This window comes from Pseudomonas sp. P1.31, from assembly GCF_001269815.1.
GTDB classification, from domain to species: domain Bacteria; phylum Pseudomonadota; class Gammaproteobacteria; order Pseudomonadales; family Pseudomonadaceae; genus Aquipseudomonas; species Aquipseudomonas rustica.
Map to the genome: position 1 here is coordinate 47248 of NZ_LHVN01000044.1, position 15517 is coordinate 62764.

General features: G+C 60.5%; 15 protein-coding genes and 1 pseudogene. 6 read left to right on the forward strand and 10 right to left on the reverse strand.

The annotated features are described in order from the left end of the window. Positions 1–15 precede the first annotated feature (15 nt). On the forward strand, positions 16–477 hold the full coding sequence (locus AD669_RS26240; RefSeq protein ID WP_053124943.1) for a TIGR02444 family protein: 462 nt from the start codon (positions 16–18) through the stop codon (positions 475–477). Here the strand turns inward: AD669_RS26240 and AD669_RS26245 are convergent. Next, positions 474–1694 (reverse strand): AlgP family protein, encoded by a 1221-nt coding sequence (locus AD669_RS26245; protein ID WP_053124945.1) that lies wholly within the window; start codon positions 1692–1694, stop codon positions 474–476. The genes AD669_RS26240 and AD669_RS26245 overlap by 4 nt on opposite strands. Before the next feature lie 193 nt (positions 1695–1887). Here AD669_RS26245 and AD669_RS26250 point away from each other — a divergent pair, with 193 nt between their 5' ends. Beyond that, positions 1888–2553 (forward strand): FKBP-type peptidyl-prolyl cis-trans isomerase, encoded by a 666-nt coding sequence (locus AD669_RS26250; RefSeq protein ID WP_053124947.1) that lies wholly within the window; start codon positions 1888–1890, stop codon positions 2551–2553. A 58-nt stretch (positions 2554–2611) separates the two neighbouring features. On the opposite strand, the gene AD669_RS26255 is transcribed toward AD669_RS26250, so the two are convergent. The 8 genes and pseudogenes from AD669_RS26255 to AD669_RS29110 form a co-directional block, all read right to left on the reverse strand. Further along, positions 2612–3070: an Rsd/AlgQ family anti-sigma factor gene (locus AD669_RS26255; protein WP_053124949.1), complete on the reverse strand. Its 459-nt coding sequence runs from the start codon at positions 3068–3070 to the stop codon at positions 2612–2614. Positions 3071–3254: 184 nt separating this feature from the next. Continuing rightward, positions 3255–3806: a disulfide bond formation protein B gene (locus AD669_RS26260; RefSeq protein WP_053124951.1), complete on the reverse strand. Its 552-nt coding sequence runs from the start codon at positions 3804–3806 to the stop codon at positions 3255–3257. Positions 3807–4025: 219 nt separating this feature from the next. After that, positions 4026–5264 (reverse strand): heme biosynthesis protein HemY, encoded by a 1239-nt coding sequence (locus AD669_RS26265; RefSeq protein ID WP_053124954.1) that lies wholly within the window; start codon positions 5262–5264, stop codon positions 4026–4028. Beyond that, positions 5261–6403 carry a uroporphyrinogen-III C-methyltransferase gene (locus AD669_RS26270; protein ID WP_053124956.1) on the reverse strand — a complete coding sequence of 381 codons (1143 nt, stop codon included), beginning with the start codon at positions 6401–6403 and terminating at the stop codon, positions 5261–5263. The genes AD669_RS26265 and AD669_RS26270 overlap by 4 nt, the downstream gene beginning before the upstream one ends. 16 nt (positions 6404–6419) lie before the next feature. After that, complete coding sequence (locus AD669_RS26275; RefSeq protein WP_053124958.1) at positions 6420–7181, reverse strand: uroporphyrinogen-III synthase; 762 nt, start codon at positions 7179–7181, stop codon at positions 6420–6422. Further along, positions 7178–8119 carry a hydroxymethylbilane synthase gene (hemC, locus tag AD669_RS26280; protein ID WP_053124960.1) on the reverse strand — a complete coding sequence of 314 codons (942 nt, stop codon included), beginning with the start codon at positions 8117–8119 and terminating at the stop codon, positions 7178–7180. Before hemC ends, AD669_RS26275 begins: the two co-directional genes overlap by 4 nt. A gap of 138 nt (positions 8120–8257) precedes the next feature. Next, on the reverse strand, positions 8258–9004 hold the full coding sequence (locus AD669_RS26285) for a LytTR family DNA-binding domain-containing protein (protein WP_007911111.1): 747 nt from the start codon (positions 9002–9004) through the stop codon (positions 8258–8260). Then, a pseudogene (locus tag AD669_RS29110) lies at positions 9001–9204 on the reverse strand (sensor histidine kinase); the annotation flags it as partial. The gene AD669_RS26285 and the pseudogene AD669_RS29110, both read right to left, overlap by 4 nt. 272 nt (positions 9205–9476) lie before the next feature. Between AD669_RS29110 and argH the strand changes: the two are divergent. Next, positions 9477–10871, forward strand: coding sequence for an argininosuccinate lyase (argH, locus tag AD669_RS26290; RefSeq protein ID WP_053124961.1), 1395 nt, complete (start codon positions 9477–9479; stop codon positions 10869–10871). Between the two features lie 99 nt (positions 10872–10970). Here argH and AD669_RS26295 read toward each other — a convergent pair whose 3' ends face one another. After that, the gene (locus AD669_RS26295; protein ID WP_053124963.1) at positions 10971–11630 is read right to left on the reverse strand and encodes a glutathione S-transferase family protein; all 660 of its coding nucleotides are present in this window, start codon (positions 11628–11630) and stop codon (positions 10971–10973) included. 123 nt (positions 11631–11753) lie between these two features. Here AD669_RS26295 and AD669_RS26300 point away from each other — a divergent pair, with 123 nt between their 5' ends. From AD669_RS26300 to AD669_RS26310, 3 genes are all read left to right on the forward strand, one after another. Further along, positions 11754–12044, forward strand: a complete 291-nt coding sequence (locus tag AD669_RS26300; protein ID WP_053124965.1) for a hypothetical protein — start codon at positions 11754–11756, stop codon at positions 12042–12044. Positions 12045–12240: 196 nt separating this feature from the next. After that, entirely contained in the window at positions 12241–12486 is a 246-nt protein-coding gene (locus AD669_RS26305; RefSeq protein ID WP_008084565.1) for a TIGR02647 family protein, read from the forward strand. A gap of 181 nt (positions 12487–12667) precedes the next feature. After that, a complete protein-coding gene (locus tag AD669_RS26310) occupies positions 12668–15511 on the forward strand; it encodes a class I adenylate cyclase (RefSeq protein WP_053124967.1) in 2844 nt (947 codons plus the stop codon). Positions 15512–15517 lie beyond the last annotated feature (6 nt).

Sequence of the window (15517 nt, forward strand, 5' to 3'; positions counted from 1 at the left end):
GGCGCGAGTAGCACGATGTCCTCTGACCTGTGGAGCTTTTCCCTTGCCACCTACGCCCGTCCGGGCGTGGAAGACGCCTGCCTGCAACTGCAAACGGCGGGCGCGAACGTGTGCCTGCTGTTGTGCGGTTTATGGCTGGAGCAACGCGGGGTGACCTGCGATGAACAACGCATCAGCGAACTTCAGGCGCTGACCGCGCCATGGGATATCGAAGTGGTGCAACCGCTGCGGACACTGCGTATGCAATGGAAAGCACGGGCGGTGGATGACGCGGTGTTGAAAGGCATGCGCGAGCAGATCAAATCACTTGAGCTGGAAGCTGAGCGAGCGTTGCTGTCACGGCTTGAAGGTGTGGCGCAGGAATGGACGCGAAACGATGCAGGTTCGATGACCTGGCTTGAAGGCTTGGCCGGCACGGCGGCCAACCCGAACCGCGACGCGCTGCAAGTGCTGCGCGTCGCGGCGACCGGCGTTTAGGAAGCGCTGGTTGGGTTGTTGCTGGTGCTCGACACAGCGGCTGGCGATGGCGCAGTCGATGGCGTCGAGGTAGTCGCGGCTGGAGCAGGTGCCGATGGCGCAGCCGACGCTGCCGGAGCGGCAGGTTTGGCGGCAGGCGCGGTAGCCGGTTTGGCGGCAGCTGGTTTGGCAGCGGCTGGCTTTTTAACGGCTGGTTTTGCGGCTGGTTTTGCAGCAGCAGGCTTGGCAGCAGCAGTCGCTGGTTTGGCAGCAGCGGCCGGTTTAGCGGCTGGCTTGGCTGCCGGTTTGGCGGCGGCTTTCACGGCTGGTTTGGCAGCCGGTTTTGCAGCAGCTTTGGCTGGCGCTTTTGCCGCAGGTTTGGCTGCTGCTGGTTTAGCGGCAGTCTTGGCAGCGGGTTTTGCAGCGGCAGTTTTAGCAGCAGGTTTTGCCGCAGCTTTGGCAGCAGGTTTGGCGGCCGGTTTAGCAGCGGCGGTTTTCGCTGGAGCAGCTTTGGCAGCGGCTGGCTTCGCAGCTGGTTTAGCAGCAGCGGCACGGGTAGCCGGCTTGGCAGCGGCAGTCCGCGCAGCAGGTTTTGCCGCTGTGGTTTTAGCTGCTGGTTTTGCAGCGCTCGCCGCAGCAGGTTTTTTCGCAGCAGGTTTTGCAGCCGCTTTGGTAGCTGGTTTTGCAGCGGCTTTCACCGGTGCTCTTGCAGCAGGCTTGGCAGCGGATTTAGCAGCCGCTTTTGCAGCAGGCTTGGCCGCCGCAGTTTTCGCTGGAGCTTTGGCTGCAGCGGGTTTGGCCGCGGCTTTCTTCGCCGGTGCCGCTGCTGGTTTGGCCGAGCGAGTCGACAATACCTTGCCCACTGCTTCTTGAACGCGGCCAACACCCTGGGCCAGTTTCAGGCTTTCCTGGGCATCGCGCTTGAGTTGCAGAATGTAGCTGCGGGTGTCGGACTGACGATCCTTCAGCGCATCGAGCAGATCTTCCAGTTCTTTCACTGCGCCTTTGGCTTTGGTCTGTGCCTTGGCTTTACCGGCAGTGGCTGCGTCCTGCAATTTGGTGCGGGATTTGTGCAGTTTTTCTTGCGCCTTGCCGCGTTGCTTTTCCAGCTTGGCGAGCAGTTTTTCAGCATCAGCCAAGGCTTGCGAGCAAGCGTTTTCCAAATGCTCGAGCAGGCTGCCCGAGAGTTGTTGGAGTAAGTGCAACGGAGTGTTTACAGGCTTCTTGGTGGCCGACATGGTTTACCTCCTGGCTGACGTGAGTGCGGCTCATACTAGACCTCTGCTGACACCGCCGCTAGGTCATGTTGACAGTATCGAAACAGTTGCGTTGCAACGAAGTGAAAATGTTCTGCACAAAGGCAAAAGCAGTTCACCGTTGCAGACGTTTGCGCTGGCATAATCCAGCGCAATTCAGGACGGAGCAGTGACCATGTCGCGCTACTTTTTTTTATCCCTCTGCGTGATCTTTTCTGCAGCCCACGCTGACGAAAAATCCACTGCGAACGATGCTCACGATCTGGCCTACAGCCTCGGCGCCAGCCTGGGTGAACGGCTGCGTCAGGAAGTCCCGCAGCTACAGATTCAGGCATTGGTCGAGGGCTTGCAGCAGGCGTATCAAGGCAAGCCGCTGGCGCTGAGTGAAGCGCGTATCGAACAGGTTCTGGCCGATCACGAAGCGCAAAATGCCGAGCACTCGACACAGCCTTCGAGCGATGCCGCGATGGAAAACGAACAGCGTTTTCTCACCGCTGAAAAAGCCAAACCGGGCGTAAAGGAATTGGCCGATGGCATCCTCCTCACCGAGCTTTCGCCAGGCACCGGCAACAAGGCCGGTCCGGATGGAAAAGTGCAGGTGCTGTATGTCGGTCGCTTGCCGGACGGCACCGTGTTCGATCAGAACACTCAGCCGCAATGGTTCAACCTCGACAGCGTGATCGCCGGTTGGCGCAGCGCTTTGCAAAACATGCCGGTGGGGGCGAAATGGCGTTTGGTGATTCCATCGGATCAGGCCTATGGCGCTGATGGTGCCGGCGACTTGATCGCACCGTTTACACCGCTGGTATTTGAAGTGGAGTTGCGCGGCGCGAGCAGTTGAGCAGGCAATAAAAAACGGTGCGCTTTGGGCGCACCGTTTTTTTGATCAGAGAAAAGAATCAGGCCTGAACCGGATCTTCTTCCTTGTGTGCTGTGTGCAGCACTTCGATCAGGCAGTCTTCGAGTTCGAAGCGCTCGTGCAGCAAACCACCGAGTTCTTTGAATTTCTCGGCAACGCATTTGCCTTCATCGCAAAGGTCATTGAACGCGAGCAGCTTCTCGGTGATGACGTCGATGCGCGGGTAGATCGTCTCGGCGAGTTCCAGACCGCGTTTGTCGTTGAACGCCTTGGCTTCGCCAGTCAGCTGTTCGTAGATTTCGAAGTGCCCGGCCGACACGTAATCGACCAGCACGCCGCAGAATTCCTGCAAAGGCTTGCGGCTCTCGGACAGCGACTCAGGCTGTGCACCGAGATTGTCGTAGGCACCGATCAGATCTTCACGCTCTTGCAACCAGCGGTCGATCAGCAGATGAACTCCACCCCAACGTTCCTGAGCATTCTGACAACTTTCGAGCATGGCGGTCTCTCTTCCCTTGTGGGTCATGCTGCTCTACACCCGCGCCTCTCTTCTGGTTTATCGCTTGGAGGGCGGCCGGGCAGAGCGTCATCGAGCAACATAATTCCAATGACACGTGCGGGCCAGATTATGCCCGCGCGCCTATGGCATCAAGGTACGCAGGAGATAAAGTTCATACAAGTGTTTAATCCCTGACCAGCCCTTGGTGCGACGCTTCGCCGCTGAGCGGTCGTTGCAGAGCGTTGCAGACCAGCCGCAGCAGTTGATAAAACGCCAGAATCGACACCCCGACAAAGAACAGCAAACTCCATTCCGGGATGCTCAAATCAAACAGCGTCCAGGAAATTTCGGCGCAATCGGCGCTGCCGTTAAACATCCGCAGTGTTGCGCACAGCCATGGTAAACGGCTGAACAGGGTCTCGGGATCGGGCGAGCATTCCACCAGTTGCAACAGCGGATCACTCTGCAACAGCACCTGCCGCCAGGCCGCCGTCGTGCCCACCAGACTGGCACCCAGCGCCGCCAGCCAATAGAGCGACAGACCGACACGTTGCGGGCCATGCACCGCCGCCAGGCCGCAGACGGCCGTCAGCAGCGTCAGGAACAAACGCTGCACCAGGCACAGACTGCACGGCGCCAGCCCGATCGCGTATTCGAGGTAATAGGAAGCTCCCAGGGCAACGGCCCCCGCAGTGAAAGCCATGAAAAACAAGGAGCGTGAGCAGGCCAACGACATGGCTTTTCCGTAACAGTAGAGACAGGTAGTTACGGTAGAGGAAAGCGCGTAAGCCTTTCAAGGCAAGGGGCTGCCGACACTTCGGCAAAGGTGTAGGGAAAACCCGACAGGGCAGGAAGGAAAAGAAGAAGGCGCTCGTAGGACTTTGCCTCTGGCGCCCATTTGCGGGGAATTATTCGGTCGGGAAACCTACACGAGGGAGCGAACTCCCTCGTCGATTCAGACGCGTGCCGGCACCGGCAATGGCGCCGCGAGCAGGCGTTCATCGAGCAGGCCTAGGCCTTCCTGGAACAGCTGATTACTGCGATCGGTATCCCCGAGCTGCGCCAGCAGACGCGCCAGCTCCGCACAGGTTTCCGGGTTGCGCTGCACGCGCAGGCTGCTTTCCAGATAGTCGCGCGCCTTGCCCCACAGACTGGTCTGCAGACACAGACGGCCGAGGGTCAGCAGCAAGCTCGGATCATTTGGATGTTCCTTGAGCCAGCCTTCAGCGGTCTGCAACTGACGCGCCGGATCGCTGCCGCGCACCAGACCATAGAGACGCGCCAGATGACTGTCGTACTGGCGCTTGAGCGCGGTGCGCAGCACTTCTTCCGCCTCGACCTGAGCGCCCAGCTGACGCAGTTGTTCGGCGTAGGCCAGCACCAGCGGCGCTTCTTGACGCTGAGCCGAAGTGAGTTGCTGCCACGCCCGCTGGAGCGACTGCAAACCCACGGTGCCGTCTTCTTCGCGGTGCGCAGCCAGCGACAGGTTTTCACCCCAGGCACGACGCTCCAGTTCAGACAGTTCGGCTGGCGGCAGCACTTTGTCTTTGCGCAGCTCTGGCAGCAGGCGAATCACCGCCGACCAATCGCCGCGCTGCTGATGCAGGCGATGCAATTGGCGCAGGGTTTGCGCGTTGTGCGGATGGCGTTCGTGCATGGCTTGCAGGGTGACCAGCGCACCATCGGTGTCGCCGCGATCGGTCTGCAACTGCGCATGACTCAGGGCAATCGCCAGCTCGGCTTGCGGCTGACGCTCCAGCGCACGCTCCAGCAGACGATCACATTCTTCGTAATTGCCTTGCTCATTGGCCGCACGGGCGGCTCCGAGGTAGTACAGCAGTGGCTGGCGCTCGGCCTCGGCGGCGCGAGAAAGATGCCGCTGCGCACTGGCCCAACGACCTTCGGCGAGATCCAGCTGACCATGCTCGATCGCCACTTGCACACGACGGCTGCGATTGCGTCGCGACCAAGGATTGACCACACCGCTGGAAGCCATCACCAATTCAACCAAGGCCTTGATGCCCCAGATCAGCAGCCACAACACCGCGATCAGCCCGAGCGTTGCCCACAGGCTCGCTTCATAGCGGAAGCTCTTGTAGGCGATCAGCACGTAACCGGAATGCTGCGCCACCGCAAACCCAAGCGCTGCCGTCGCCGCGATCACCAGAAACACGATCACATACAGGCGTTTCATGGCGTTGCCTCCTGCGCAGGATTCGCGGCAGGTTTGGCGAACGGTTTCACCGATTCTTCAGCGTTGACGTTACGGCGTTCGAGATAACCTTGCACCGCACTCAGGGTGCCAGTCATGTCCGGCGTGTTGACGGTGACCGGTTCTTTGCTCAGCTCGCCGACCTGTTCCAGCATCACTTTGCTTTGCGGGTTGTCCGGATTGAAATTGCCTTTGAGCACATCACGCGCTTCGGCCATGGCCTGGGTGTAAACCGGCGCCTGACCATTGAGGGCCGCCCACTGCGCCTGTTCCAGGGCCAGGCTCAGGGCCAGGCGCACTTGGCTCAGACTCTGCCCGGCCAGCAGCGGCCGCACGTTTTTATCCGCATTGAAATCGATGCGGATGTAACGCGAGACCTGATCCCACCACTGCGCCCAACGACTGGCGCCGTCACCGTCAGCGGTCAGGCCCAGCAGCGATTCGCCGCGATCTTTGTACTCGGGCGCCAGCTCGGTGAGCCCGACCACCTGATCACGCAGTGCACCGATGCGCAGGAACAATCCGGTGCGATCCGGCTGCTCGGTGCTGCGCAGGGCGACGAGGGTTTTGGCCACTTGCTCGCGGGCCGCGAAGGCGCCCGGATCGTTCTGTTCGCGGAGGATTTCGTCGGCACCCTGCACCAGTGCCTGAGCGCTGCTGATGTCCTGCAACGCTGAAAGACGCAGGCTGGCCAGACGCAGCAGATGCTCGGCCTCGGCCAGTCGCCAGTCCTTGCGACTTGCGCCGAGGACGGTTTCCAGACGTTGATTGAGGCGCTGTTGATCGCCCTGAAGCTGCGTCACCAGACGCTGGCGTTCGGCAAGTTCATCGGCGCCCGGCAACTGCGCGAGGCGTTCGGTCAGGCGCTGCTCGTTGAGCTTCAGGGTCTGTGCCTGATCGTTCAGCGCCTGCACTTCACCCGACTGCGCTTGCGTGTTGGTCTGCAGGTGACGCACCTGCCAGACACCCCAGCCACCGATCGCGACGCCGGCTGCGCCGAGCAACAGGGCGACGATGGCCAGTCCATTGCCTCGGCGCGGCTCTTTGGCCGGCGGTGGAGTTTCAACCTGAGCATCGATCACAGGCTGGACATCATCTTTAGGCAAGGCTGTTTCGCTCACGTATCCATCCTTTGCATTAGAGAACGGGCCCGGGATTTTCCCGTAACGCCGTCAGCAAAGCCGCGGCATTCGCGCCGCGGCAATCCACAACTGTTTGAGCCCCGGCGGCACGTGCCAGCTCGGCGACTCTCGGGCTTGGTACAAACAACGGCAATTGCGCAATTTCCGGCCAGGCATCGCCGGCCATTTCGCGCAGGTGCTCAAAACCCTGTCCACTGCTGACCACCAGCCCGTTCAAGCGTTCCGCTTGCAACCGCCGTGGCAGCTCTTTCGGCGCGTACGCTGGCAGGTCGCGTCGATACAATTCCAGATATTCGACACTAGCACCTAGCGCGCGCAGACGCTCGGCGAGCAGCTCGCGCCCGCCCTCGCCGCGCAGGATCATCACCTGCGCGCCGGGCTGGCTGACCGCTTCACGCAGACGCGGCAATTGCAGCAAGGCTTCGCTGTCATCGCCATCGTCCGGGAAGCTCACGTCAAGGCCATGCTCGCGCAGAATCTGTGCGGTCGCCGCGCCGACACTGAACCAAGGCATCGTCAGCGACGATGAATTGCCAAGCAGATCCAGCGCAATGCGTGCCGCCGGTTTGCTGACCACGATCACCGCGTTACAACTCTGCAAGCTCGCCATCGCCTGACGAATATTGTCAGAGACCGGCAGCGCAACAATGTCCAGAAGCGGCAAGCAGCTACTGAAAACACCCTGCGCCGCCAACGTCTCCGCCAGCGCCGCACAGTCTTCCGCAGGGCGCGTCAGCAGCAGGCGCCAAGCGGTCACTCGTGACCTGCCTCGCCATAGACTGTCTTGAGAATCTCGGCTGCGCCCTGGCTCAGCAAGTCTTCGGCGACCCGCACGCCCAACGCTTCGGCGTCAGCCCGTGGTGCGCGAGCTTCAGCGCTGAGCAGCAAGCCACCGCTCGGTTCGCCGACCAGACCGCGCAACCACAACTGCTCGCCTTCCAGCACGGCGTAGCAGGCGATCGGCACTTGGCAGCCGCCATTCAGATGTTTGTTGAGGGCACGTTCGGCAGTCACGCGCGACGAGGTGTCGGCGTGATGCAGCGGTGCGAGCAAGGCGTGAATTTCAGTGTCGGCGCTGCGGCATTCGATGCCGACCGCGCCCTGGCCACCGGCCGGCAGGCTGTCATCGACACTGATCGCCGAGGTAATGCGTTCTTCGAAACCGAGGCGGATCAAACCGGCCGCGGCGAGGATGATCGCGTCGTACTCACCGGCATCGAGCTTGGCCAGACGCGTGTTGACGTTACCGCGCAGGAAGCGGATTTCCAGATCCGGGCGACGCGTCAGCAATTGCGCCTGACGACGCAGGCTCGACGTGCCGACAATGGCGCCCGCAGGCAACGCATCGAGGCTGGCATAGGTGTTGGAAACGAAGGCATCGCGCGGGTCTTCGCGCTCGCAAATGCAGAACAGACCGAGGCCTTCAGGAAAGTCCATCGGCACGTCTTTCATCGAGTGGACGGCGATGTCGGCTTCGTTTTCGAGCAGCGCGGTTTCCAGTTCTTTGACGAACAGACCCTTGCCGCCGATTTTCGACAGTGGCGAATCGAGCAGCTTGTCGCCGCGACTGACCATGGGCACCAGCGTCACCAGCAGGCCCGGATGGGCCGCTTCCAGACGGGCTTTAACGTATTCGGCCTGCCAGAGGGCCAGCGCACTTTTACGGGTGGCGATGCGGATTTCGCGAGAGGACATGGATCAATCCGTACTGAATAGATACGGCGGATAATAACAGCTCAGCCAAATCCACTTTGACTTGAATCAGCCTCGGCGCGGCCTCCCTGGCCCGCCATGCCCGGTGAAAAGAACAGTGAGCCGCCGAAAAAGTCCGGCTTACAGGCCCTGCATCATTTTGCGTACGCCGGCCACGTGCCGACGACTGACGATCAGCGCATCACCATTGAGGCCTTTGAGGAACAGCTGAAAATGCCCCAGCGGCGTGCGTTGCAGTCGTTCGATGCGGTCGCGGGCGACCAGGGCGTTGCGGTGGATCCGCACAAAGCGTTCGCCGAATTCGTCTTCGAGAGCCTTGAGCGGCTCATCAAGCAGCACTTCGCCGGCCTCGTGGCGCAAGGTCACGTATTTGTGGTCGGCAATAAAATAGACCACCTGATCCAGCGGGATCAGTTCGATGCCTTTGCGGGTACGGGCGCTGATGTGGCTGCGCGGGCCGGTGCCACTTTCGGCAGCGGGACGGGTCAGGGCCGAGAGTTGCGCCCGGTTGGGACGTTCCGCCCGTTTCAGGGCGTCATGCAGATGTTCAGTTCGCACGGGTTTCACCACATAGCCCACGGCGCTGGCCTGCAGGGCTTCCACGGCAAATTCATCGGGGCTGGTGCAAAACACCACGGCGGGCGGCGTTTCTCGTTCGCACAGACGGGCAGCGACTTGCAGGCCATCGAGGCCTGGCATGCGGATATCGAGCAAGACGATATCCGGCTTGTGGCTGTCGATCAGTGCCAACGCCTCCTCGCCATTCGTGGCGCTGGGCTCCAGAACTGTATAACCCTCGAGCTCGCTCACCATTCGGCTGAGGCGCTCGCGAGCCAGTGGTTCGTCATCAACGATCAGGACATTCATATTGCGCTGGATTCCTGCGTGAGTCTCGCACAAGGATAGCGTAGACAGGTGAAGTGACGTCCGTCACCGCGATCCACGCTAAGACTAGCCCGAGCGCCAAAAAGTGCCGTACGTCGGCCAGCAATATTTGCCAGAGTCCGCGTCGTACCGCTCAAAGCCCGCTGTTTCTCGCGTTTTTCGCAGGGATTGCCGAAGGACAATTACACCCACCCCCTCTTCTTATAGTCGGCGACCAGACCTTTGCGCGATCCAAAGTCGCGCCGACCCTTATGTCCTACTGTAGACGCTCGTCGGGCCGATATTGCTCAATCGAAAAATATCCTTACGCAAATCCCCCGGGAGCAGTGCCGACTATGGCCGGTTCGATGAGAAAAAAACGTATCGACCAGTGTCAACGACAGGATTGGCAACCCTGTTATTATCCGCGCCAGCGTTTCACGCCTTTTTTCTTCAAGCCGATACGAGCGAATTCATGAGCACTGACAAGACCAATCAGTCCTGGGGCGGCCGCTTCAGTGAACCCGTCGACGCCTTCGTCGCCCGCTTCACCGCCTCCGTCACTTTCGACCAGCGCCTGTATCGCCACGACATCATGGGCTCGATCGCCCACGCCACCATGCTGGCCAAGGTCGGCGTGCTGACCGATGCCGAGCGCGACAGCATCATCGACGGCCTGAACACCATTCAGGGCGAAATCGAAGCCGGCCAGTTCGACTGGCGCATCGACCTCGAAGACGTGCACATGAACATCGAAGCACGCCTGACCGATCGCATCGGCGTCACCGGTAAAAAACTGCACACCGGGCGTAGCCGTAACGACCAGGTCGCCACCGACATCCGCCTGTGGCTGCGTGACGAGATCGACCTGATCCTCGCCGAAATCACCCGTCTGCAAAAAGGCCTGCTGGAGCAAGCCGAGCGCGAAGCCGCGAGCATCATGCCGGGCTTCACTCACCTCCAGACCGCGCAGCCAGTGACCTTCGGGCACCACATGCTGGCCTGGTTCGAAATGCTCAGCCGCGATTACGAGCGTCTGGTCGACTGCCGCAAGCGCACCAACCGCATGCCGCTGGGCAGCGCTGCGCTGGCAGGCACCACCTACCCGATCGACCGCGAATACACCGCACAACTGCTCGGTTTCGACGCCGTCGGCGGCAACTCGCTGGACAACGTTTCCGATCGCGACTTCGCCATCGAATTCTGCTCGGCCGCGAGCATCGCGATGATGCACTTGTCGCGTTTCTCCGAAGAGCTGGTGCTCTGGACCAGCGCGCAGTTCCAGTTCATCGATCTGCCGGATCGTTTCTGCACCGGCAGCTCGATCATGCCGCAAAAGAAAAACCCTGACGTGCCAGAACTGGTGCGTGGCAAGACCGGCCGTGTGTTCGGCGCGCTGATGGGCCTGCTGACCTTGATGAAAGGCCAGCCGCTGGCCTACAACAAGGACAACCAGGAAGACAAAGAGCCGCTGTTCGACGCCGCCGACACCCTGCGCGACTCGCTGCGCGCCTTTGCCGACATGATCCCGGCGATCAAACCGAAGCACGCGATCATGCGTGAAGCGGCGCTGCGTGGTTTCTCCACCGCGACCGACCTGGCGGATTACCTGGTGCGCCGTGGTTTGCCGTTCCGTGATTGCCACGAGATCGTTGGCCACGCGGTGAAATACGGCGTGGACACTGGCAAGGATCTGGCCGAGATGAGCCTGGAAGAATTGCGCCAGTTCAGCGATCAGATCGAGCAGGACGTGTTTGCCGTGCTGACCCTGGAAGGCTCGGTGAATGCCCGCGACCATATCGGCGGGACTGCGCCGGCGCAGGTCAAGGCAGCTGTAATTCGCGGTCAGGCGCTGATCGCCAGCCGCTAAAAGCAAAAGCTTCGCGAGCAAGCTTTGCTCCTACGGGTTCGGTGTGAACTTGTAGGAGCAAGGCTTGCCCGCGAAGACTGACTTCAGAACAATAAACCTCTACTTCTTGGCAGCGATCATCGCCAAAAACGCCGGCATCGCCGCTTCTTTGTCCGCCGCAATCTTCTGCACATGCGGATTCTGCTCAAGCCGCTCCAGCAGCGCCTTCGCCTGCGGCATCTCCGCCAGCAAATCGATCCCGAATAGTTTATGCCCGACCGCACAGGCCAGCGGCACGCTGTAGAGGAAGTACAAATCGGCAATGCTCAGACTGTCGCCCGCCACGTACGGGGCGAATTTGCCGTGACGGCCCAGTGCGGCAAAACCCAATAGCAATTCAGACTTGGTCTTTTCTTTGATCGCGTCCGGCAAGGTCATGCCGAAGAAGGCTTCGCCATAACAGGCGCGGCCCGGCAATTCGATGTACAGCTCGATTTCCTTGGCAATCGCCAGCACTTGCGCACGTTCGAACGGATCGCTCGGCAGCAGCGGTGTGCCTTTTTGGGTCTGTTCGAGGTATTCGAGGATGATCGCGGTTTCGTTGATGAAACCGGCTTCCACGCCCAGCACCGGGACTTTGCCGCGCGGGCTGATGGCCAGTGATTCCGGGGTCGGTGTCGGGTAGAAGGTGACCTCTTCGAACGGCAGGCCTTTTTCCAGCAGCGCCAGTTTGACCATGTTGTAGTAGTTGCTGACTGAGAATCCGTAGAGCTTGAGCATCACATAGCCTCCAGGCCGTGCGGGGTGGGCAGTGCCTGTTTATAGATCGCTCAGGCCAATCCCGCCAGCAGCATCACGCCGCTGAATGCGGGTAAACTGGCGCCTTTCCTTGAGGAGCCTGCCATGAGCGAGCCGACAGACATCGACAATGACAACGACGAAGAAGAGTTCACCGAAGCGACGTTGATCGAAGCCATCGAAAACCAGATCGAAAGCGACAACCCGCCGGCCGCTAAAGCGACGTTCAACAAACTGACCCTGGTCGGCGTCGAGCGCGAAGAAATCCTCAATCTGATGGCCCACGTGCTGGCCTACGAGATTGACGCGATGCTCGATGAAGACCGCGCATTTGATACTGAATGGTACGAAGCGGCCCTGCGTGCACTCCCTGAGTTGCCACCAGAAAAAGCCTAAGATCAAAAGATCGCAGCCTTCGGTAGCTCCTACACAAATCCCCTGTAGGAGCTGCCGAAGGCTGCGATCTTTTTTATGGGGACTACACTGGAATCCGCCTCACGACAAAATCCCTGATCTGAGCACTGGACATGCCGCAAAAGCGGGTTCACCTTAGGGGCGCTGTCGTCTAATTCCTAGAAAGTCTGGAGTCCTTATGTCGCTTACCCCTGAGTTGGTTGCCGAACTGGAAGTCCTCGCACTCTTTCCCCTGGACAGTTCCCAGGAAGGTTTGAAAATTCATCAGACCGCTGCCCCGAAACATATCTCTGCCGCCAAACGCCTCTTTGAAAAAGACCTGACGGATCAGCCCGATGGCGGTTATCTGACCAGCCTCGGTCGCGATGCTGCGCAAAATGTGCAAACCGTGCTGACCATTCTGAGAGAGCAAGAAACCGCCTGATTCCACCCGACTTCGCCCACGGGAACTCCTGCCACGGGATTTCCGCGGGCCTGTGCGGGCGAAACGATAGAAATCTGACGTCAAAAACAAATTCAGCTTAAAAGTCCCGCTGCCCTAAGGCTAAACTGCCTGACATTCCGAGACCCTCTACGTCCGAGCCTGCGAGCCGGTTTGAGCTGACATGACGCGCACCCACGAAATCCGCCCCGACCTGGACGAGGGAATTGACCGCAAGGTTCTCAGCCAGCTGCGCGCGCGGTTTCTCAAACTCAATGAAGGCCGCCTCGGCCGTGCCCTCGAAGGGTTGTCGCCGCGCCAACAGAGCGTGCTGACGCTGTTGCCGCTGTTCTTCCACGTCAATCATCCGCTGCTGCCGGGTTACGTCTCGGGCAGTGCGCCGGCCGGCCTGTCGAATTACGAGCCGGACGCCAATGTGCTCGCTGAAGCCCAACGCCTGACTCGCTCGTTTTCTTATAAGCCGCGCCACGGCAGCAACCCGCCGCGTCCGATTCACGGCCTGTTCCTGATGGGCAGCCTCGGCACACTGGCGCAGGCCGATCAAAGTGACATGGACGTGTGGGTCTGCCACGCGCCGGATCTGAGCGAAAGCGAACTCAGTGAGCTGAGCAAGAAATGCCAGTTGCTCGAAGCCTGGGCCGCGAGCCAGGGCGCCGAGGCGCATTTCTTCCTGATCGACCCGGTGCGCTTCGTCAAAGGTGAACGCGACAACCAGCTCAGCTCGGAAAACTGTGGCACTACCCAGCACTACCTGCTGCTGGACGAGTTTTATCGCACGGCGATCTGGCTGGCCGGGCGCACGCCGATCTGGTGGCTGGTGCCGGTTTACGAAGAAACCGCCTACGACGTTTACACCCACACCCTGCTGTCGAAGCGCTTTATTCGCGCCGACGAAACCCTTGATCTTGGCCATCTGGCGACGATTCCGCCGGGGGAATTCATTGGTGCCGGGTTGTGGCAGTTGTTCAAAGGCATCGAGTCGCCGTACAAATCGGTGCTCAAACTGCTGCTGACCGAGGTCTACGCCAGCGAGCATCCGAAAGTGCAGTGCCTGAGCCTGCGCTTCAAAAAAGCCGTGTTCGCCAATCAACTGGATCTGGATGAACTGGATCCGTACATGGTCGTGTACCGGCGCATCGAGGAATACCTCAAGGCGCGCAATGAGCCGGAGCGTCTGGAACTGGTGCGGCGCGCGCTGTACCTCAAGGTCAATCGCAAGCTCACCGGCAACAGCCGCACGCAGAGCTGGCAGCGCTCGCTGCTCGAACGCCTGGCCAGCGAATGGCATTGGGATCAGCGGCAGCTGGCGCTGCTCGATAGCCGCAGCCAGTGGAAAGTCCGTCAGGTCAGCGCCGAACGCCGCGCACTCGTCAGCGAGCTGAATTACAGCTATCGCTTCCTGACCCAGTTCGCCCGCACCGAGCAAACCGTCAGCCTGATCAACAAGCGCGACCTCAATGTGCTCGGCCGACGGTTGTACGCGGCGTTTGAACGCAAGGCCGACAAGGTCGAGTTCATCAACCCCGGCATCGCCCCGGATCTGGCCGAAGACACCCTGACGCTGGTGCAATCGCGCAACAAAAAGGAGCCGGGGCAAACCCAGTGGGGCCTGTACAACGGCAGCCTCACCGCGCAGGAATGGGAGCATTTCGCACCGATCAAACGCAGCCGCGAGTTGCTTGAACTGCTGACCTGGAGTCATCGCAACGGCGTGATCGACAGCAGCACGCGCCTGGCGCTGCACCCCGGCACCAGTGACATGAGCGAGTTCGAACTGTTCAACCTGCTCGGCAGCCTGCAGCAGTGCATCGCCCTGCCCTTGCCCACGGTCGACGAAATCCCGTTGCTGCGCGCCGCAGTGCCCAGCGAAGTGCTGATGCTGGTCAACGTCGGCATCGACCCGCTCAAGCATCACCGCGACCTCAACATCCTGATGACCACCGAACGCACCGACTCGCTGAGCTACGCCGGCGTGCGCGAAAATCTGGTGCTGACCCTGGATCAGGTCACGCTCAACAGCTGGAACGAAGTGCTGGTCAACCGTTTCGACGGCCCACATGCCTTGCTCGACTGCCTGCGCGAATACCTCAACAACCTGCCGCGCGGGCCGCAGCAACCGAAATTGAAGGTGCGCTGCTTCTGTCACAACCGTGCGCAATTTATTGCCCGCCGCGTCGAAGAGATCGTCGACACCGCGCAGAACCTGCTGCTCAGCGGCCTGAATCATCGTTACCTGATTCAGGTGCAGCAGCACTATCACGTTTTGGAATTGGTGCCGGGCCAGGTCAACCATGTCGCCCTCGCCACGCTGCCGGCGTTGCTCGATTACCTCGGCGAAGAACAGCCGCGTTATAGCCCGCTGCATCTGGATCCGATGGCGCTGGAGGAGCACGACCTCGCCTTGATCCTGCCGATGGGCCAGCCGGAATGCATTCAGGTGTTCTACCGGATCACTGAGCAACAGGCCGAGTTGTACGTGCTGGATGAATTCAATGCGCTGTGGCTGCAGCGTTTGCCGTATCACGATGAGCAAAGTCTGCTGGTGCCATTGCAGCGCTTTCTGCAATCGATCCTGTTCCGCCGCGAAGCCGTGCTGCCGATGGACGCAGGCCCAGACGCTGCCCTCGAAACTTTGTATTACCAGTTATTGCCTTCGGGCCCCGGGCGCGCGCGACGGGTCGAAGCACGGCCCGCGCCGCAGACGCCAGTCAACAAACCGTTCTACGACGTGCAGGCGATCGTCGGCAAAGCCGCACCGGGTGAAGTGCAGGTCACTTTGTATTGCAATCAACGGGAATTCAGCGAGCTGGAACATGGCGACCAGCTGTTCAGCGTGGTCGCCCGGGAGATCGTCGAGCAGCGTCGCGAGACCGAGCGCTACCGCTGCTACATCACCGACCTCGACCTTTCGGGCCTGCTCGGCGACGGGCAGAGTTCAAGCAATTTGTATCTGCGCTACAAGGCTGACCTGGAGCGCGCACTGAACGAGGCGCTCGAACAGGTCTGAGGCAGG